This is a genomic window from Paenibacillus sp. T2-29 (assembly GCF_052921365.1).
The window spans coordinates 1-18,029 of record NZ_JBREVE010000014.1 but is presented as its reverse complement, the minus strand read 5'-3'; the positions used below and the strand labels follow the sequence as shown (position 1 = coordinate 18,029).

The window sequence follows — 18,029 nt, the reverse complement described above, 5'->3', positions numbered from 1 at the left end:
ATGGAAATATCATTTGTTCGTATTGATGACCGTCTGATTCATGGTCAGGTGGCTACTGTGTGGGTGAAGGAAACGAAGTGTAACAAAATTATCGCCGTCAGCAATGAGGTCGCTGCGGATACGCTGCGCAAAACCTTATTGTTACAAGTGGCGCCGCCGGGGATTAAAGCTTATGTTGTCACGATTGCGAAAGCGATTGAAGCTTATAACAATCCTAAATATAACGATTTCAAGACCTTGTTCCTGTTTACCAATCCCACGGATGTACTGCGGGTTGTTGAAGGTGGGGTACCGTTTACATCGGTAAATGTAGGTGGAATGTGCTTCAAAGAAGGCAAAACACAAATTACCGGAGCAGTGTCCGTAGACAAGCAGGATGTAGAGGCATTTTATAAATTGCACGAAAAGGGGATAGAACTGGAGATTAGAAAAGTGGCCAGTGATCCTAAAATTAATTTGATTAACAAGCTCCAAAATGTCCAGTTTTAACAACACGTACGCATAAGAGAGGGGGTCAAACATGAGTGTTTTTGAAATCGTAATGGTCACGCTGGTTGCAGCCATTTGCGGAATGGGCAGTGTTTTGGATGAAGGACAGACTCATCGTCCTATAGTTGCGTGTACACTGATCGGTCTGGTCCTGGGAGATCTCAAAACCGGTATTATTCTAGGCGGTACGCTGGAATTGTTGGCTTTGGGCTGGATGAATGTCGGAGCGTCCATGGCTCCGGATGCGGCTTTGGCCAGTGTAGTCTCAACCATATTGGTTATTGTCGGGCACCAATCGATCGGTGCGGGAATTGCCGTTGCGATTCCGATTGCGGCTGGCGGACAAGTGTTAACTATCTTTGTTAGAACGATTACCGTGTTCTTTCAGCATCTGGCAGATAAATATGCCGAATCTTCAAATTTCAAAGGAATTGAATTATGTCACTTCATAGCCCTCCTTCTTCAGGGATTACGTGTCGCTTTGCCTGCCGTATTGGTGGCTATTGCAGCAGAAACCGGTCTAGTTACGACTTTGCTGGATGCCATCCCGGAGGTCATTACAAAAGGGCTGCAAATTGCAGGGGGATTCATCGTCGTTGTAGGATATGCCATGGTTATTAACATGATGGCAGCCAAATATCTGATGCCTTTCTTTTTCTTGGGCTTTGTCATCGCGGCATTTACAAGCATCAATCTGGTTGGCTTTGGAATCATGGGAGCGGTTCTGGCTCTGCTGTATATCCAGCTCAATCCCAAATATAGCCAGCGCAAAGATCAAGTGGGTGAAATTGAAGAGCTCTAAAGAAATTCTTAATGAAAGAGTGGGGTATTATGGAAGAAAAAAAGTTGACCAAAAGCGATTTAAACAAAATGTTTTTCCGTTCATGGTTCCTGCTGGGCTCGTTTAATTTTGAGCGTATGCAGTCGATTGGTTTTTGTGTCACCTTGATTCCGGCAATCAAGCGGCTATACAGCAAGAAGGAAGACCAAAAAGAAGCACTAAAGCGGCATTTGGAGTTTTTTAATACTCAACCGTTTATCTCTGCACCGATTATGGGGGTAACGGCCGCTATGGAGGAGCAGAAAGCCAATGGACAGCCGATTGATAATGCTACCATAAGTGGCGTGAAAGTTGGCTTAATGGGACCTTTGGCTGGAGTAGGGGATCCTATCTTCTGGGGAACATTACGCCCCGTTCTGGCTGCATTAGGAGCTTCCATTGCGTTGTCCGGAAGCGTTATCGGGCCTGTCCTATTTTTCTTGCTCTTTAATGTTATTCGCCTGGCTACCAAGTGGTACGGACTGAAATACGGCTACCAAAAAGGGACGGAGATTGTGTCCGACATGTCCGGAAACCGGCTGCAAAAGCTTACGGAATCGGCCTCCATCCTGGGACTATTTGTTATGGGCGCACTCGTATCTAAATGGACTACTCTGAATATACCACTCGAAGTATCCCGATATACCCGTTCGGATGGAGTAGAGGTTGTTACGACGATACAGATGATTCTGGATCAATTGATACCTGGACTGTTACCTCTTTTGCTGACTTTTTTATGCATGAGACTGCTCAAAAAGAAAGTGAATGCTATAGCTCTGATTTTTGCTTTATTCGCAATAGGAATTATTGGATACGCTCTTGGTGTATTGGCTTAAGCCAATTTGTAAAGTGATCCGGTCAAGCAATCGTCTATGACCGGCAACCTGCCGCTTAATTTGTAAACGCTTTAAATTTTACTGATTAAAATATTCAATCATCTACAAGCGAATCTGCAAGCGCTCAACGATAGTCATGAAAGGCTACTGGCTTGTTGAAAACTGACATAAGCAATGATTCTCTATCATTAATCACAACAGGCTCAATGATGGTTTTAAAGCCACATTGAGCCTGTAAAAGCAGGTTCCGCTCTTTTGCTGTTAGTATGTTCGTTGTAATTTTTTGGAGGATCTTGCCAGATCGGGTACTAACAGCCTCTTTTCTCTATGATCTGATATTCGCCGAGACCTGTTTTCTTCAGTGGCATATGCATATAGCATATCTCTTCACAGTTAGGTCATATTGAGAGGTTTATGAAGCCACGAAGACTTAAGGAGGCCATGGCATTGGGAAAAAGGAGACGAACTGGCTTTAAGGGCAAAAGAATTAGGGTGGACGTTAGACAATCTTCTTCAGCTCAAACAGGACAAGGCGGTAACCCCATTTCTATCAATGCGTCGGACGTTGGGGTAGTAAGAACAGATGTCCAAAATAAATAATCAGCTTGTACAAAAAGCTATATCCTCAACGTAAAAAAATCGCCGGGAATAAGTTAGATAACTTGTTCCCGGCGATCTCAATTTTCCCCATAGTTCGCAGGTGCTTTTATCAGCATCCGCCTACCTAGCTTATGCCTTTATTTGCGTCTTGTTGTCGCCTTCTTTTGCAGAGTTGACTGATCGCACAGGTGTTGCCTTCAGCACAGCATATCCGTAAGGCAAAAGCTCGGCATGCAGCCCCTTTGCTCCTACGGACCACTGGCCTTCGCCAAAGACTAACTGCCATTCCTGCTCTGGAATGGACAATTCAAAAGTGTGCTGCTCATCCGAACGGTTGAGCAGCACAAGCAACACTTCTTCGTCGCTGCGCCGCTCGTAGGCGAGTGAAGCGCCCTCCGGTTGTGCCTCCAGGAAAGTGATGCTTCCTTGATCACGAAGGACAGGGTGCGCCTTGCGAAGAGCGATCAGCTCACGATAAAAGTTGAACAGCTCGTGGTCCTGCTTGTCGGTATCCCACTCCATGCACTGGCGGCAGCCTGGATCGGCATCTCCATCCAGGCCGATCTCATCGCCGTAAAAAATGCAGGGTGCGCCCATATACGTGAACTGGAACAAAGCAGCCAGCCGCATCAGTCGTTTGTCGCCCCCGCACAGCGTCAGTAGGCGTGGTGTATCATGGCTATCCAGCAGATTAAAGGCAACCTCGGATGCCTGCTGCGGATAGCGGGCAAGCTGGCGTCCAATGGCGAAGGCGAAGCTCTGGGTATCGGTCACTTTTTTGACGAAAAAATCATTCACCGCATAGGTGAATGGATAATTCATCGTCGCATCGAACTGGTCACCCTGAAGCCATTCTGATGATTCGTTCCACATTTCGCCCAAAATGTACGCCTCCGGATTAGCCTGCTTGACCGTCGTACGGAATTCACGCCAAAAGGCGTGATCTACCTCGTCTGCCACATCCAGTCGCCAGCCGTCGATACCGACCTCTTCAATCCAATGCTTTGCCACATTCAGCAGGTACTCTTTTACCTCAGGATGTTCCGTGTTCAGCTTGGGCATCATCGGTTCAAGCCCGAATGTATCGTAGGTCGGTGTGCCATCGACCACTTCCAGCGGAAAGCTATGAACATGGAACCAGTCCTTGTAAGGTGAGGCTTCGCCTTTTTCCAGTACATCCACGAACGGTTTAAAGGTACGTCCTGAATGGTTGAACACCGCATCAAGCAGTACCCGGATTCCCCGATCGTGGCAGGCCTTCACCAGCTTTTTTAATATCTTTTTGTCCCCGAAGTGCGGGTCTACCTCCATATAATCCTCAGTATCATATTTATGATTGGTCGTCGCCTTGAAGACAGGAGTCATATATATGGCGTTGATTCCCAGCTCGTTCAGATGATCTAGATGATCGAGAATCCCTTGTAAATCGCCACCGAAAAAATTATCTCTTTGCGGTGTGCCACCCCAGTCCTCAGTATCTTCCGGGCTAATGGAGGGGTCACCATTGGCAAAGCGTTCTGGGAAAATCTGATAAAATACAGCATCCTTCACCCATGCGGGTGGCTTCAAAATATCAATCGGATTTAAAAACGGATATTGGAACAGACTGTCTGCATTTTGAGGTTCCTCGGTGGTGAAATCTTCCTCGTTCATCCAAATTCGTTCCTCGCCATCTTCCAGCAAAAATCCATATTTCAGCCGACGGTGAGTAGGCTTTACAGTACATTCGTAGTAATCGAACCTGCCATCGGTGGCAAATTTGGACATCGGAATAAGCTGCCGAGTACGATCCCAGTCGTACTTATCTACGGTAAGAACATGAACAGAAGTCAGGTCATTTTTCTTTGCACGAAGCCGTAAAATTATCGTTTCATCATCATAACCAAAAGCCCAATTACGTTTCGGGTGGTGGTATATCGCTTCCAGCAGCATCTGATAGGCCTCCTTGTTCACCTGCATTCAAATTTGAAATTGTGAAGCGTATGTCGTATAAGGTAGTTATTAACCTTTTTAAGTGGGTTATGTACCATAAATGCTATAATGCCCATTACATAAAAGAAAAACGATAAGTAGGTGTCTATTATGAAAACAAATGTGCTATACATCGAAGATGACCAAGATATTGGTGCTTGGACGCATCAGTATTTGGAAGAGCGAAATTACGCTATAACCTGGCTTCGCAGCGGAGATGGGGCTGTGGAAGCAGCTCGTACGTGCCAGCTCGTGATTCTGGATGTGATGTTACCTGGTCTGGATGGGTTCACTATTGGGAAGCGGCTCAAGAAAGAGTACCCGGAGCTTCCCATTCTCATGTTGTCTGCCCGTACATCCATTGACGATAAGCTGCAAGGATTGGATTTTGCTGATGATTATGTGACAAAGCCCTTTCACCCCGATGAACTCATAGCACGTATGGAAATTTTGCTGCGGCGATCAGGAAGCGTATCCGAAGAATCTCTACAACTGGGGCATCTGTCTGTGTTTCCTCCAGATAATCGTATTGTAAATCGTGATACCGGGGAGGAAATTACGCTGACAGGCAAGCAATATCATATTTTTGCTTATTTGCTGCGGCATTTGGGCCAGATTATGACGAAGGAACAAATGTATGAGGCGGTGTGGGGAGATCCGTATATCGACGGAGACAAAACCTTGATGGTCCACATCCGGCACTTGCGGGAAAAGCTGGAGATTGATCCTGCCACACCCCGTATCATTGAGACGATCCGTGGTGTAGGTTATCGGGTGAAAGCATAATGAACGGTATGCGTAAAAGGTGGACAGGATTACATCGCAACTTCCGTCCAGGTCAGGGAGGGCGGTTTCGTAATTCATTGTTGTTCCGCTATCTGGTCATTATTGTGTTTGCTATGGTGCTGTTGCCCATTGTATTGCCTGTTACAACCTTAATATATAGCATACTGTTGAATTTGCAGACGGATATCAAGCCTACGAATCCTTACTATCCCTCTACGACCCATACTGAAAATAGCTGGCATCGAGAAGCTATAGCTTTGAAGGGGGCTAATCCAGAGCAAATCTCAGCCCATCTGCGTAAAATACAGCAAAATATGTTCCCGGATTCACAAATATTTTGGGTCGATACCGCAGGGTTAACCAGGCTGGAGCTGCCGACACAACCTAACATTCCAAAACAATGGAGCGCAGCGCAGGCTATAGCTTTTATGAAGCAAGCCAGCTATGATGGGCCGTTTACAGTCGTGGCCTTTATCGGCGGGGGCAAGGATGATGTGAATCAGGGCTATATGGTATTAAAGGTGCCCCGTTCGTTTTTTGAACAGTCGTCTACTGATAATGGCATGTTGATGTACTATCTCCTTTTTATTCTATTGGTTCTGGGAGGTTTTATATTCGTATCTCTTCTGTTTTTTGGAGGCATTCGGCGGAGGTTGTTGCAGCTTCAGGCCGCCATGTCGCAGCGAGGAGAGGATGGGTTACCCATCCTCGTTGCCACCGGTCGCCCGGATGAAATCGGCAAACTGGAGGAAGCTTTTAATCGGATGGTCGAACAGTTGGCAGAGAGCCGAGGACGTGAGCGTCAGGAGGAGGAACTGCGGAAGAGGCTGGTCGCTGATCTGTCACACGATATTCGAACACCGCTTACGGTTGTGCGCAGTCATCTGTATACACTGGATGCAGAAAACCTGAGCAGCAGAGGGAAGCAGTCGATTACACTAATGGAAAATAAGTTAAAAGACCTTGGAAGTCTGATCGACAACTTGCTGACCTATAATCTCCTATCTAGTGGCAAATACACCATGAATAACGAACCGCGTGATATTTTGCGGCTGGTGCGCGAGTGTGCGGCCAGCTGGTATCCGGTGTGGGAAAAGGAAGGCTTTGAAGTGGATATCGACCTGCCCGAGCATAGTATGGTGTGGAATGTCGACGAGCAGGGCTTCCGTCGTCTGCTGGATAATCTTTTTCAAAATGTAGTTCGTCATGCTGCCTCAGGCCGGTATATTGGTATTCAAGTTCAGAAGGTTAACGGGAGAGAGGCATTGGTCATTGCAGATAAAGGCCCGGGAATGGAACGGCAATCCAGTGAAAAAGGAGCTGGAATTGGCCTGGCGATCACAGAACTATTGGCGTGCGAAATGAATTTGGAGAGGGAGATTTGCAGTTCATCGGCCGGGACACGAATCTGTTTTTTAAACAAAACTTAAACTCAGTGTTCCCTTGGCTTTAAACTTGGCGCGTTACGATAGGTGTCGAGGTGAGGAACTTGAACGAATCAATCATTGAAACGAACAGTCTCAGCAAAATATACAAAGGCCGCGCCGCGGTTAATCAGCTGGACCTGAAAATAGCGCGGGGAGATATTTACGGATTTCTCGGACCCAATGGAGCAGGGAAAACGACAACGATCCGCATGCTACTTGGGCTTATTCGCCCAACTCGAGGAACGATCCGTATATTCGGCAAAGATATTCGCAGACATAGACTCGATATTTTGCGTAAAGTCGGTTCATTGGTAGAGTATCCTTCGTATTATGGTCATTTGAACGCCGTCGAAAATCTGGAGGCTATTCGTCGTATTTTGAATGTGCCGAAAGAGAACATTGCGGAAGTATTGGAGGTCGTTCGGCTGACCAAGCACGCTAAACGCCCGGTTAAAGGTTACTCGCTGGGCATGAAGCAGAGACTTGGTATCGCAGCAGCCCTGCTCGGCAATCCCGAAGTGCTTATTCTGGACGAGCCAACGAATGGCTTGGACCCCGAGGGCATTCAGGAAATGCGCGAATTGATACAGGCGATGCCCAAGCAGCGGGGGATCACTGTACTGGTATCCAGCCATTTGCTGAGTGAGGTAGAGCATATGGCGAATACCGTCGGCATTATCCGTGAAGGACAACTGGTCTTCCAAAATACGATTCACAATCTTCGTCAGGAGTCCGCAGGGGGGATTCGGATCGTAGTATCGGAGCCGGAAGCAGCCCAATTGATTGCACGTGAACAGGGCTACCATTCAGTGAAGGACGGGTCAGCGCTGGATTTTGACAACATGAATGATGCGGCTGTTGCGCTGCTAGTTAGAAGATTAGTTGAAAACACACATGCCGTATATCGTGTGGAGGAACGCCGCAAATCGTTGGAGGATATGTTCATGCAGGTGGTGGGCAAAGGAGGGGGCTCCCTATGATGCTGCGAGCGTTGACAGCGGATCTGCTCAAAGCACGCAGAAAGGGAATCTGGTTCCTGGTATACCTCGGTCCTCTTGGGCTGGTGGCGATGCAGGGACTGAACTTTGGGCTCCGCTATGACTATCTGATTCCGCGATATAAGGGCCGCTTATGGGAAAGCTTGATGGATAACATCGCACTGTTTGTTCCCCTTGCACTTGTGTTAGGAGCCACGATGGTCGCTTCCATGTTGGCGAATGTGGAGCATACCTCTAACTCCTGGAAGCAGCTGTTGGCTTTGCCTATTTCCAAATTTAGTGTTTATATGGCAAAGCTAACACTGGCCATTGGAATGCTGTGCGTGTCCTGCCTACTCTTGACGGTAGGGACTTGGACCTTGGGGATGCTTCTTGGCTTTGGGGGAGAGCCAGCACCGATAGGGGAGCTACTGCGGCTCGGGTTTTGGCCCTTAGGCGGCACGCTGCCTATACTCGTATTGTTGTTGTGGCTAACGGTCACGTTCCATAATCAAGCTCTGCCTGTAACACTGGGCATTACGTTAGGCATTGGCAGCTTATTCGCTTCCCAACTGTCCGAATGGTTTCCGCTGGCTTGGCCGCAATTCGCCTGGGTTGCGCCACAAGCGTGGATATTCGCATCTATCGGATGCGCAACAGGTGCACTTCTCAGCCTGCTGACCGCAGCTCATTTTAGCCGAAAGGATGTGGCGTAATGTTCGGAGGATACGTACGGTTACTTTCTGTCGAACGCCTGAAAATGGCGAAATCGCCCGTCTGGCTGCTTGCGCTCGTCAGCCCGGCGATTGCCGTCCTAGTTGGTTTACTGGCGAATCCGGGAGGAAACTGGCTGTTGCTGTTGGCTGCCATGCTTACAATACATGCAATGCTGTTCCTGCCGATGCTGACGGCCGTGTTTGGGTCTCTAGTCTGCCGTTTTGAGCATGGGGGCGGCGGCTGGAAGCAGCTGATGTCACTACCGTTGTCCCGCACGGGTCTGTATGCAGCCAAGCTGACCATCATTATGGCTATGGTCGGATTGACTCAGTTGCTGTTTGGAGGAGCGTTGCTGGGTGTTGGAGCTGTGCAGGGGATGAACGGGCCGATCCCTTGGGCCGTGATTGCCCAAAGCCTGCTTGCGGGCTGGGTTGCTTGTCTGCCGCTGGCTGCCCTGCAACTGCTGGTCTCCTTTCTGTGGTCCAGCTTTGCTGCACCGCTTGCTTTGAATTTCGTCTTCACCGTGCCCAATATGCTGGTCGCCAACTCTCAGACCTATGGTCCGTACTATCCATGGACACAGCCTCTATTGGCGATGATGCCGAGTGGAGGAGACAATTTCGGGGCATTCATGGTGCCAACGGATACACTCTTGATGGTGGTACTGGGTAGCTTTGTCGTGTTTGCGTTTGCTGGTCTGACGATATTTCGTTATAAAGAGATATAAGACGAAATGTGGGAACTGTAAAAGCTCCTTACCCTAAATGAGGGCAAGGAGCTTTTTTTGCTGTGCGGCAGGTTCGTGTTCTGAATAAGGTACTTACTCTATGGGCTTACACTAAGCCTGAAATGGCACGAATATTGTCGCTGATCAGGCGGCAAGAGGCGTCGAACTTGGCTTGTTCTTCTGGACTCAGTTCAAGCTCGATGACCTCTTGAATTCCTCTACTGCCGATGATTGCCGGAACGCCCGTGCAGACATCCGTGTGTCCGTACTCGCCGTCCAATACGGCAGAGATCGCTATAATTTTACCATCGTCATTTAAGATGGAACGGGTAATGTAAGCCAGCGCATTGGCAATACCAAAATAAGTGGCACCTTTGCGGGTGAAAATCTCCCAACCGGCATCCCTTGTTTTACGGGCGATGTCATCCAGATCAACGTGTCTGAATCGTTCCTTATGCTGACGCAAAATGTGCAAGAGCGGCTTGCCGCCAATCGTGACGTGCGACCAGGCCACGAATTGGGATTCGCCATGCTCGCCCAAGGCATACCCCTGCACACTGCGTGGATCTATGGAAAATACCTCAGAAAGCAACGTCTTGAGTCGGGATGAGTCAATAGAGGTGCCTGTGCCGATCACCTTATTACGCGGCAGACCGGATATACTCTGCACCAGATAAGTAACAATGTCGACAGGATTAGCGGCAATAACGAAAATACCGTCGAAACCGCCCTCCATAATAGCTGTCACAATCTCTCTGGTGATATGCACGGCATCGTCCAATACAGACAAGCGGTCTTGGCCGGGTTTAGGGTTGGATCCAGCTGTTATAATCACAACATCCATATCCGTGCAGTCTGCATATGTGCCTGCACGGACCTTGGTGCGTGTAGACGTAAAATCCATACAATGGGACAGATCCAGTGCATGGGCTAAAGCTCGGTCATACGTGCGGTCAATCATCATGATTTCATCACAAATGGACTGATTGACCATTGAGTAGGCACAGCTCGAACCGACCATTCCAGCGCCGACAATCGCTACTTTCCTTGCCTTCCCCTTCATTTATGTTTCCTCCTCGTTCCAGCGAACGTTAATATGCTACAAATTATGCCTGAAATCCATTTTACGTTACATAACATAACATATTGCTGATCTTTTGAAAATATCCATTTTTTTGCCCTCATTCCGCTAAATTAAAAAACGAAAGGTGAGTAGGGAGAGCTATTTAGGAATAATTAAAGAATAAGCGTGGATTATCAATATTTTTTAGGGAAGAGCAGGATAGAATATAGCCATTTATTTATAAATGGCTTTCGTATAAATCATAACATGGACCATATTCATGGAAGAAATGTTGCCATGACAATATTAAAGGTGTGACATTTATGTGACGCTTCATAAAGAACCTTAAGAGTATATAGTGAAGGGGCATTCTCAACGATGTCGCTTCTTGTATTTTTATAATGTATTCGTTTATGACAAAGGTTCTTAGTAGTCTGCATTATTAGAACATTTTTGCCAAAGGATTTCCAATGGTTTCCGCGAATTCTACATATACAAGCTTATTTCTTTCCATACCATCCGGGGAGGTAATGATTAAATGGAAGAAAGCAAGTCGACGACGGAAGCAGCGAAGCAACTGGGGATTGGGGCGAGTACCCTTCGTAAATATGCAGCGGCGCTGGAGGAACAGGGATACGTGTTTCAGCGTTCCGCTAATCAGTCGAGAATGTTCAGTGCTGGGGATGTTGATTGTTTGAAGGTGATGCGGAGGGCGCTGCGTGAGCAGCATATGACGATGGAGCAATCCGTTCAGGTGGTACTTGAGCGAATAACCGCTCCCTTCCAACTGGAGGATGAAGAATTCCGCTTGCCACCTATCTCGGATGCTGAGTCACTGACCGCAACCTGGCAAGAAATAATGGCGGCGGCTGAGAACAGAGAAGAGACAGTCGTGCAGGAGCAAGCTGCTGCTACGGTTGAGCTGACAGAGTTAGAGGATGAAATGAGCGTTCAGGAATTGTCGGAGGAACCCATGCAACCGCAGGAGCAGCTTCAGACTTTGACATCAGCCATTGAATATAGATTGGAGCAAGCACCTGTATCCGTACAAACACAGGAGTCTGTAGAGCCGCAAGAGCTGGCGCAGATGCAGGATATGGTGCAAACCGCTTTGTCGGAAATGCGGAGCCGTTTGGAGGAACTGGAAGCAGAGCATAGCCGTTTGGTGGAGAAAAATGTTAGCTTATCTAACCAACTGGAGGATCATAAACGTTGGATGAAAGAAAGGGTCGAGGAAGAACGGGATCGGCAGTTAATCACTAATTTACGTACCTACCAGGGCAGGCAACGCAAAACGCGCAGTTCGCTGTTGTCCTGGCTCGGTCTGACACCGCGTAGCCGTAGAGAGGCATAACGAACATTATCTTGTCTAATAAGACCATCAGACCTAATCGGTTCTGATGGTCTTTTGGCGTGGATGATATAATAACGGAATACAAGAATACGAGGACAAGTCGCATAGGAAACGTGGTGCGGCATGTATAAGAAAGGATCTAAGTATGTTTGCTTGGTTGCGGAATATTTATGAATCATGGATGGATTATCCCAAACAGCCTGGTGATTTGCTGAGCGGACGTTATTGTGTTCGTTCGCTTTTAGGCATGGGTAGCTATGGTTTAACCTACCTCTGTCTGGATCGGCACAGCGGGCAAGAGGTGGCGGTCAAACTGCCCAGACCGAGCAAACGAGCGCAGGCAGTTCAGCTATTGCAGCGCGAGGCTCACATTATGCGACAGATGGAGCATCCTTATATTCCGAAACTGCTCGAGAATGACAAACATTCGGACGAAATGTATATGGTCATGGAATACGTCTCCGGTATGACCTTGGAGGAGCTTATCTTTGAACAGGAGCGTTCCTTTACGGAACAGGAATGTATCGTCTACATTTTAGAGTTAATGGAGCGAGTTTTGCATGTGCATGAACGGGGATATATCCATCGTGATATTCGCATCCCTAACGTAATTCACCGTGAAGGGAAGCCGTACCTAATTGACTTTGGGCTTGCTCTGGCCGTGGGAGAACGACAGGAGGATGTATTCACCGAAGCCATGCTGGAAAAGCGCGCACCTGAGCGACAAGATGTCGCTTTTTACAGCGATTTGTACGATATCGGGCATTTTATGCTCTTTATGCTGTATAGCAGTTATGAGCCTCAGCCGGATCAACCGCCTGGAAGCTGGCAGGAAGAATTAGTATTAAGTCAACCAGTGCGTCATATACTGGAGCGGCTTTTTCAAATTCGCCCACGTTATGAAAACAGTCGACAGTTTATGCAGGAGCTGGAGGAAGCATTGTTGCTGCTAGAGGTTAATCCAGAACGGTAGCTGAAAATAAACAGGCATTCGCCGCAAAAATGGGGGAATGCCCCCCTTACGCATTAGGCCAGGTCTACATACAATGATCCTGTAAATGAGCGAAGGGAGTGTTGTAAATGAGTCATATGTGCGGAGTAGGCGGTATGGGTTGCGGTGTAGGTGCCTGGACCTCTGTAGGGGCGATTCTGGTACTGTTTATTTTGCTGGTGATCATCTCTAAAACCCTGTTTCTGTAATTTATGTAATTTCGGTTATAGCCGATTTCCTGTAAGGTGCACTGATGTTGCTCTGCAAAACGAAGGGCGCACAACAATAAAGCGAAGGCCCTCGATGAGAAGGGGCTTCGCTTTATAAGTTTAAGGAGCCTGTGGTTTGCTTCTGTGTTACGTTGTACTCCGCCCCTGCTTCGTGTGGTTTGGCTAGGAACTGGAGTAATGACGGCGTTTATCCTTGTAATATCGGTGACCGTTATGGCTGTTCTTGTATCCGTCTGATGAAGAATGGCGTTTACGGTCGTAATAACGATCTGAGCTGCTGTATCGCCGCTTATGGGAATGAGAGGTGGAATGTAGCAGGCGGTGCAGTAAGTTTTTGAGCATCGTCTAATCCTCCTTCTTATCCTATCCAACTGACATAGACAGGTCTTATAAAACGATAATACGCAACAGTATTAGAACAGGTTCCACTAATTTAAAATTGTAGGGACTTGGCCTGAAATTCTGCAATATCCTTGAACTCTTCTTCAAATTTACGGGAAATGCGAATATAGATCGGCAGTAAATCGCGATAGATATCTACATGCTCTGCCGCAGGTTTATGCTGATGAGTGGTGCCGATCATACCGGATACTGCATCTAGCGAATCAATTCGCCCTAACGCGTACAAGCCTAGAATGGCTGCACCTAGACATGAGCTTTCCAGACTTTCGGGAATAATGACTTCCTGGTCGAAAATATCCGCCATGAGCTGTCTCCATAGCTCCGAGCGTGCAAATCCACCCGTGGCATGAATGACTGACGGTCTGTCGATGACTTCTTCCATAGCGAGCATGACTGTATACAGATTGAACAGTACGCCCTCCAGTGCGGCGCGAATCATGTGCTCTTTTTTGTGCCGCAGGGACAGGCCGAAGAAGGAGCCGCGCGCATTTGGGTCCCACAGAGGAGCGCGTTCGCCGGATAGATACGGAAGGAAAAGCAGACCGTCCGAGCCGGGACGCACCTGTTCCGCGATTTGGGTCAGTACATGATACGGATCAATTCCCAAGCGTTTGGCAGTTTCCACCTCAGAGGCTGCAAATTCATCCCGTATCCAGCGGAAAACGATACCGCCGTTGTTCACCGGGCCGCCGATGACCCACAGCTTTTCGGTCAAGGCGTAACAGAAAAAGCGCCCTTTGGCATCGGTGAGAGGCTTATCAACTACAGTACGGATGGCTCCGCTGGTGCCGATGGTAACAGCGACAACTCCGGGTTTGATTGCATTCACACCGAGGTTGGATAAGACACCGTCACTGGCTCCGATCACAAAAGGAGTCGTCTCCAGCAGGCCCATGTCATGTGCATAGGCTGCGTCAAGCCCTTTTAGCACATGAGTTGTCGGCACCAGTTCGGACAGTTGCTCCTTCGTCACACCTGCAATAGTGAGCGCTTCCTCGTCCCAATCCAGCTGCTTCAAATTCATGAGTCCGGTAGCGGAGGCGATCGAGTGATCCACGACATATTGGTGGAATAACCGGGCAAAGACATATTCTTTTATAGAAATAAATTTGTACGTCTGGGCCGCAACATCCGGTAAATCTCGTGTAATCCACATCAGTTTCGTCAGCGGTGACATGGGGTGAATGGGCGTTCCAGTGCGTAAGTAAATATCGTGTCCATTGTATTTATGTTTGAGCGCTTCAGCCCATTTGGCACTACGGTTATCTGCCCAAGTGATGGAGGCGGTCAGTGGTTTACCGTTCTTGTCTACCGCCAGTACGCTGTGCATAGCCGAACTAAAGGAGACGAACAGCACATGTTCGGCGGGTACTCCGCTTTGTGTCATGACCTCTTGCACCGTCGCTACGACAGCTTTGAAAATATCTTCAGGGTCCTGTTCTGCCGCATCTGGCTCAGGTGTATGGAGTGGATAGCCCACATGATGCTGCGCGGCAATATTGCCGTTTTCTTCGAAAAGCACTGCCTTGGTACTGGTTGTGCCAATATCGACGCCGATCATATATCGGGTTTCAGTCATATTCATTCTCCCCTTCACTTACCTTATTAGCTCATTATCGTTAAATTAACACATCCAGCAGTACAATCAAACCGAAAGCGACCAGGGAGAGGATGGTTCCATAACATTTAAAAGAATGAAGGCAACAATATGTATAGATAATTGTATACTTGTCGACAATTGAGTCTGGAAAAAGAGCCGCGTCAGCTGGAGCACGCATAAAGACGCGGTACATTGGCTCTTTGCCAAGCATGTTGCAACTAGGATAATGTCTTTCTATAGGAGGACAAAACGCTATCGTTAACCGCGTTGCGGGTGTCTCGATAATGTTCCTCGATAAGTCGTGACAACTCCTGAGCATTCGCTTGGTTTAAAGTATTTGCAAAGGTGCGGTGCTTGCGAATCGTGACTTGAGATTCTTCGATGTTAGACGCAAATCGTTGTTCTGTCGCAGCCAGCATAACTGTCAGGATCAACTGTCTCATACCATTCCAGGTATGGAGAATACGGGTATGGCCTGCTTCCAGAACCAGAGCTTCATGAAAATTAAAATCCTGAAGAGAAAACTCAGCGATATCCCTGTGCTTGAGAGCGACTTCCATTTTGTCGATCATCTGATTTAAAGTGGTTACCAATATGCTATTATCCTTATGTACATACCTTTGAACAACAAAATGCTCAATCAGCATTCGTACGTCGAATAGCTCCTCCATATCACTGGGTGTCATGCCGATCACAACCGCCCCCATGCGCTCCAAACGGATAAGTCCTTCGCCTGAGAGCACTTTCATGGCTTCACGCACAGGAGAACGACTGGTACCAAAATCGGTAGCAATCTGATTCTCAGATAGAACAGTGCCGGGTGTCTGCATACCGCGTATAATCTGAAGTCGGAGTTCACAAGCAATCCTCTCTCCAAGCGATGCGCCCTGTAACCAGGTTGTTGGATATTTCATAGAATACTCCTATCTTGCAAATAATTTTGCATACTTGTATACAAATTATGGAGTATTATAAACCCCGTTTAAGCCCCTGTAAACGGTATCAATTGACATCGGTTCCATTTCACTGCTTTTAGCGTTACAATAGAAACAGAAAAAAGAAGCAGCGAAAAGTGGAACGAACACGGATAAGAAGGAGAACGTTTAATGATTATCATTAAAACCAAAGAACAAATTGAAAATATGAAAAAAGCCGGCGAAATTTTGGCTGCTTGCCACCGGGAAATTGCCAAAATGATTAAGCCGGGTATTACGACACTGGAAATCGACGCCTTTGCAGAATCATTTATGAAGAAGCACGGCGCAACGCCGGAGCAAAAGGGTTATAACGGCTACCAGTTTGCAACTTGTGGTTCACCTAATGATGTGATTTGCCACGGCTTTCCTAACAAAACACCATTGAAGGACGGCGACATCGTGACGATCGACATGGTTGTGAACCTGAATGGCTGGTTGGCGGATTCTGCTTGGTCGTACGCGGTAGGGAATGTGTCTGAGCAGGCACAAAAGCTGTTGGACGTTACCAAAGAGTCTCTGTATAAAGGGATTGAGCAAGCTGTTGTTGGTAATCGGATCGGGGATATTTCCCATGCGATCCAAACTTACGCGGAAGCGGAAGGCTTCTCGGTCGTACGCGAATTTATTGGGCATGGCATTGGGGAAGAAATGCATGAGCAACCGCAGGTTCCACATTACGGACCTCCGCACCGTGGACCACGCTTGAAAGAGGGCATGGTCATTACAATTGAGCCGATGCTCAACACAGGCACATACCGTAGTAAAATTGATGCGGACGGCTGGACCGCGCGTACGTTGGACGGCGGTTTGTCGGCACAATACGAGCATACGCTGGCAATTACAGCAGACGGTCCAATCATTTTGACCCAGCAATAAAAGCATGCATCCATCAGTAACGTACAGACTAACGAATTAAATAAGTAGACATATTACAGAAAAGAGGCTGTCCAAAGGACGGCCTCTTTTACCACGTGCATTCTATAAAAGAATTCTCTGACGCGGATTAGTTCTGTAAGTGGACTGTATTTCACGGTTCTGCATGTAGTGAGAATGACCGGACTGACAACCTATGGAAGAAGGCTACTTTTCTGCTGAAGAAAAGAAGAGCCTGATGCTGACGGTGATGGGAAAGCATATATGTGAAATATACAAGGATGCTATTTTTTGGGGTAAGTAATTTTAAAAAGTACCAAGCCAACATCAATCGTTAACGTTGATCCAATTATATAGGAAGCTTCGTCAGAGAGAATCAAGCGAACCTTTTGCAACTGCTGGATCGCCAGCTCGCTTCATTGGTAAGACCTTGAATTGCATGTTTTGGTGCCACGTAAGCGCCGTATGCCGGAAATGCTTTCAGACCAGCAATGGAAGAACTATTGACAATTGACCCTCTGTCATTTCAGCATTTGTTGGATCTCGATTTTCATGCTCCAATATACACTTAAATGCATTAGTTTTATGGTATTCAAAAACAAGGTCATTATCTGACTTTAGCTAATGATGCTTGCTCTAAAGCAATTGCCTGCATGCAATAGATCCAGTTAAATACTCACGATGTCTATAATGAAGAAAAACAAATTCAAAGGTTTAATGGATACAGTTGTAGAACTGATGTTGAAAAAAATCGGTTGGTGGTTATTAACTGGAATTTTTTACATGTTGTAATCAGTAAAGCTAAATGGTATATTATTTGAGCTGACAACAAAACAGCCGTTTCGAAAGAGAATAACTAGGGCGAAACAATCTTCGAAAAGAAGAAAAAAATAAACCTTGCATTTTTGAAATGAACATGATATGATCTTATAGCTGCTGAAAAACGCAGTGAAAAAGAATTTGATCTTTGAAAACTGAACAACGAGTGAGTAAATGATTTTGTTCGCAAAATCAACATTGAGATATTTTATCTCGTCAGTTTCAACATGAGCTAATCGCTCTTTCTATAAACCAACTCCGGTTGGTCTTTAATGGAGAGTTTGATCCTGGCTCAGGACGAACGCTGGCGGCGTGCCTAATACATGCAAGTCGAGCGGGATTATTTAGAAGCTTGCTTCTAAATAATCTA

Annotated in this window: 18 protein-coding genes and 1 rRNA gene; 13 read left to right on the top strand and 6 right to left on the bottom strand. The window is 47.1% G+C overall.

What is annotated here, in order from left to right; translation table 11 throughout:
* Genes ACU1JV_RS25470 through manZ form a run of 3 tightly spaced genes read left to right on the top strand, consistent with a single transcriptional unit; the run spans position 1 to position 2,145 of the window.
* On the top strand, positions 1–489 hold the full coding sequence (locus ACU1JV_RS25470) for a mannose/fructose/sorbose PTS transporter subunit IIB (protein ID WP_013369100.1): 489 nt from the start codon (positions 1–3) through the stop codon (positions 487–489).
* Between the two features lie 31 nt (positions 490–520).
* The gene (locus ACU1JV_RS25465) at positions 521–1,291 is read left to right on the top strand and encodes a PTS mannose/fructose/sorbose transporter subunit IIC (RefSeq protein WP_013369101.1); all 771 of its coding nucleotides are present in this window, start codon (positions 521–523) and stop codon (positions 1,289–1,291) included.
* An 11-nt stretch (positions 1,292–1,302) separates the two neighbouring features.
* Positions 1,303–2,145 carry a PTS mannose transporter subunit IID gene (manZ, locus tag ACU1JV_RS25460; RefSeq protein WP_446724699.1) on the top strand — a complete coding sequence of 281 codons (843 nt, stop codon included), beginning with the start codon at positions 1,303–1,305 and terminating at the stop codon, positions 2,143–2,145.
* 729 nt (positions 2,146–2,874) lie between these two features.
* On the opposite strand, the gene ACU1JV_RS25455 is transcribed toward manZ, so the two are convergent.
* Positions 2,875–4,677 carry an alpha-glycosidase gene (locus ACU1JV_RS25455; protein ID WP_413987402.1) on the bottom strand — a complete coding sequence of 601 codons (1,803 nt, stop codon included), beginning with the start codon at positions 4,675–4,677 and terminating at the stop codon, positions 2,875–2,877.
* Positions 4,678–4,827: 150 nt separating this feature from the next.
* Here ACU1JV_RS25455 and ACU1JV_RS25450 point away from each other — a divergent pair, with 150 nt between their 5' ends.
* Genes ACU1JV_RS25450 through ACU1JV_RS25430 form a run of 5 tightly spaced genes read left to right on the top strand, consistent with a single transcriptional unit; the run spans position 4,828 to position 9,350 of the window.
* On the top strand, positions 4,828–5,502 hold the full coding sequence (locus ACU1JV_RS25450; RefSeq protein WP_064962229.1) for a response regulator transcription factor: 675 nt from the start codon (positions 4,828–4,830) through the stop codon (positions 5,500–5,502).
* Positions 5,502–6,932, top strand: coding sequence for a HAMP domain-containing sensor histidine kinase (locus ACU1JV_RS25445; RefSeq protein WP_413987403.1), 1,431 nt, complete (start codon positions 5,502–5,504; stop codon positions 6,930–6,932). The genes ACU1JV_RS25450 and ACU1JV_RS25445 overlap by 1 nt, the downstream gene beginning before the upstream one ends.
* Positions 6,933–6,991: 59 nt before the next feature.
* Positions 6,992–7,909: an ABC transporter ATP-binding protein gene (locus ACU1JV_RS25440; protein ID WP_013369106.1), complete on the top strand. Its 918-nt coding sequence runs from the start codon at positions 6,992–6,994 to the stop codon at positions 7,907–7,909.
* Positions 7,906–8,622: an ABC transporter permease gene (locus tag ACU1JV_RS25435; RefSeq protein WP_264218130.1), complete on the top strand. Its 717-nt coding sequence runs from the start codon at positions 7,906–7,908 to the stop codon at positions 8,620–8,622. The genes ACU1JV_RS25440 and ACU1JV_RS25435 overlap by 4 nt, the downstream gene beginning before the upstream one ends.
* The gene (locus tag ACU1JV_RS25430) at positions 8,622–9,350 is read left to right on the top strand and encodes an ABC transporter permease (RefSeq protein WP_413987404.1); all 729 of its coding nucleotides are present in this window, start codon (positions 8,622–8,624) and stop codon (positions 9,348–9,350) included. Before ACU1JV_RS25435 ends, ACU1JV_RS25430 begins: the two co-directional genes overlap by 1 nt.
* Positions 9,351–9,456: 106 nt before the next feature.
* On the opposite strand, the gene ACU1JV_RS25425 is transcribed toward ACU1JV_RS25430, so the two are convergent.
* Entirely contained in the window at positions 9,457–10,413 is a 957-nt protein-coding gene (locus ACU1JV_RS25425; protein ID WP_016818814.1) for an L-lactate dehydrogenase, read from the bottom strand.
* A 538-nt stretch (positions 10,414–10,951) separates the two neighbouring features.
* Here ACU1JV_RS25425 and ACU1JV_RS25420 point away from each other — a divergent pair.
* From ACU1JV_RS25420 to ACU1JV_RS25410, 3 genes are all read left to right on the top strand, one after another.
* The gene (locus ACU1JV_RS25420; RefSeq protein ID WP_013369110.1) at positions 10,952–11,767 is read left to right on the top strand and encodes a hypothetical protein; all 816 of its coding nucleotides are present in this window, start codon (positions 10,952–10,954) and stop codon (positions 11,765–11,767) included.
* A 145-nt stretch (positions 11,768–11,912) separates the two neighbouring features.
* Positions 11,913–12,740, top strand: a complete 828-nt coding sequence (locus ACU1JV_RS25415) for a serine/threonine protein kinase (RefSeq protein ID WP_025678715.1) — start codon at positions 11,913–11,915, stop codon at positions 12,738–12,740.
* A 107-nt stretch (positions 12,741–12,847) separates the two neighbouring features.
* A complete protein-coding gene (locus ACU1JV_RS25410) occupies positions 12,848–12,967 on the top strand; it encodes a hypothetical protein (protein ID WP_013369112.1) in 120 nt (39 codons plus the stop codon).
* A 183-nt stretch (positions 12,968–13,150) separates the two neighbouring features.
* Here the strand turns inward: ACU1JV_RS25410 and ACU1JV_RS25405 are convergent, their stop codons facing one another.
* The 3 genes from ACU1JV_RS25405 to ACU1JV_RS25395 form a co-directional block, all read right to left on the bottom strand.
* Positions 13,151–13,330, bottom strand: a complete 180-nt coding sequence (locus tag ACU1JV_RS25405; protein ID WP_080567850.1) for a hypothetical protein — start codon at positions 13,328–13,330, stop codon at positions 13,151–13,153.
* A gap of 91 nt (positions 13,331–13,421) precedes the next feature.
* Positions 13,422–14,969 carry a gluconokinase gene (gene gntK, locus ACU1JV_RS25400; protein WP_013369114.1) on the bottom strand — a complete coding sequence of 516 codons (1,548 nt, stop codon included), beginning with the start codon at positions 14,967–14,969 and terminating at the stop codon, positions 13,422–13,424.
* 239 nt (positions 14,970–15,208) lie between these two features.
* Entirely contained in the window at positions 15,209–15,904 is a 696-nt protein-coding gene (locus ACU1JV_RS25395; protein ID WP_413987405.1) for a GntR family transcriptional regulator, read from the bottom strand.
* 192 nt (positions 15,905–16,096) lie between these two features.
* Between ACU1JV_RS25395 and map the strand changes: the two genes are divergently transcribed.
* A complete protein-coding gene (gene map, locus ACU1JV_RS25390; protein ID WP_013369117.1) occupies positions 16,097–16,843 on the top strand; it encodes a type I methionyl aminopeptidase in 747 nt (248 codons plus the stop codon).
* Between the two features lie 373 nt (positions 16,844–17,216).
* Here map and ACU1JV_RS25385 read toward each other — a convergent pair whose 3' ends face one another.
* Positions 17,217–17,351, bottom strand: coding sequence for a hypothetical protein (locus ACU1JV_RS25385; protein WP_165083863.1), 135 nt, complete (start codon positions 17,349–17,351; stop codon positions 17,217–17,219).
* A 577-nt stretch (positions 17,352–17,928) separates the two neighbouring features.
* Here ACU1JV_RS25385 and ACU1JV_RS25380 point away from each other — a divergent pair.
* A 16S ribosomal RNA gene (locus ACU1JV_RS25380) occupies positions 17,929–18,029 on the top strand; the annotation flags it as partial.

Coding starts and splice junctions, on each gene's coding strand:
- manZ (WP_446724699.1), top strand. CDS start 1,303: ATGAAAGAGTGGGGTATTATGGAAGAAAAAAAGTTGACCAAAAGCGAT.
- ACU1JV_RS25435 (WP_264218130.1), top strand. CDS start 7,906: ATGATGCTGCGAGCGTTGACAGCGGATCTGCTCAAAGCACGCAGAAAG.
- ACU1JV_RS25465 (WP_013369101.1), top strand. CDS start 521: ATGAGTGTTTTTGAAATCGTAATGGTCACGCTGGTTGCAGCCATTTGC.
- ACU1JV_RS25455 (WP_413987402.1), bottom strand. CDS start 4,677: ATGCTGCTGGAAGCGATATACCACCACCCGAAACGTAATTGGGCTTTT.
- ACU1JV_RS25410 (WP_013369112.1), top strand. CDS start 12,848: ATGAGTCATATGTGCGGAGTAGGCGGTATGGGTTGCGGTGTAGGTGCC.
- ACU1JV_RS25450 (WP_064962229.1), top strand. CDS start 4,828: ATGAAAACAAATGTGCTATACATCGAAGATGACCAAGATATTGGTGCT.
- ACU1JV_RS25415 (WP_025678715.1), top strand. CDS start 11,913: ATGTTTGCTTGGTTGCGGAATATTTATGAATCATGGATGGATTATCCC.
- ACU1JV_RS25470 (WP_013369100.1), top strand. CDS start 1: ATGGAAATATCATTTGTTCGTATTGATGACCGTCTGATTCATGGTCAG.
- ACU1JV_RS25425 (WP_016818814.1), bottom strand. CDS start 10,413: ATGAAGGGGAAGGCAAGGAAAGTAGCGATTGTCGGCGCTGGAATGGTC.
- map (WP_013369117.1), top strand. CDS start 16,097: ATGATTATCATTAAAACCAAAGAACAAATTGAAAATATGAAAAAAGCC.
- ACU1JV_RS25430 (WP_413987404.1), top strand. CDS start 8,622: ATGTTCGGAGGATACGTACGGTTACTTTCTGTCGAACGCCTGAAAATG.
- ACU1JV_RS25445 (WP_413987403.1), top strand. CDS start 5,502: ATGAACGGTATGCGTAAAAGGTGGACAGGATTACATCGCAACTTCCGT.
- ACU1JV_RS25395 (WP_413987405.1), bottom strand. CDS start 15,904: ATGAAATATCCAACAACCTGGTTACAGGGCGCATCGCTTGGAGAGAGG.
- ACU1JV_RS25405 (WP_080567850.1), bottom strand. CDS start 13,330: ATGCTCAAAAACTTACTGCACCGCCTGCTACATTCCACCTCTCATTCC.
- ACU1JV_RS25420 (WP_013369110.1), top strand. CDS start 10,952: ATGGAAGAAAGCAAGTCGACGACGGAAGCAGCGAAGCAACTGGGGATT.
- gntK (WP_013369114.1), bottom strand. CDS start 14,969: ATGACTGAAACCCGATATATGATCGGCGTCGATATTGGCACAACCAGT.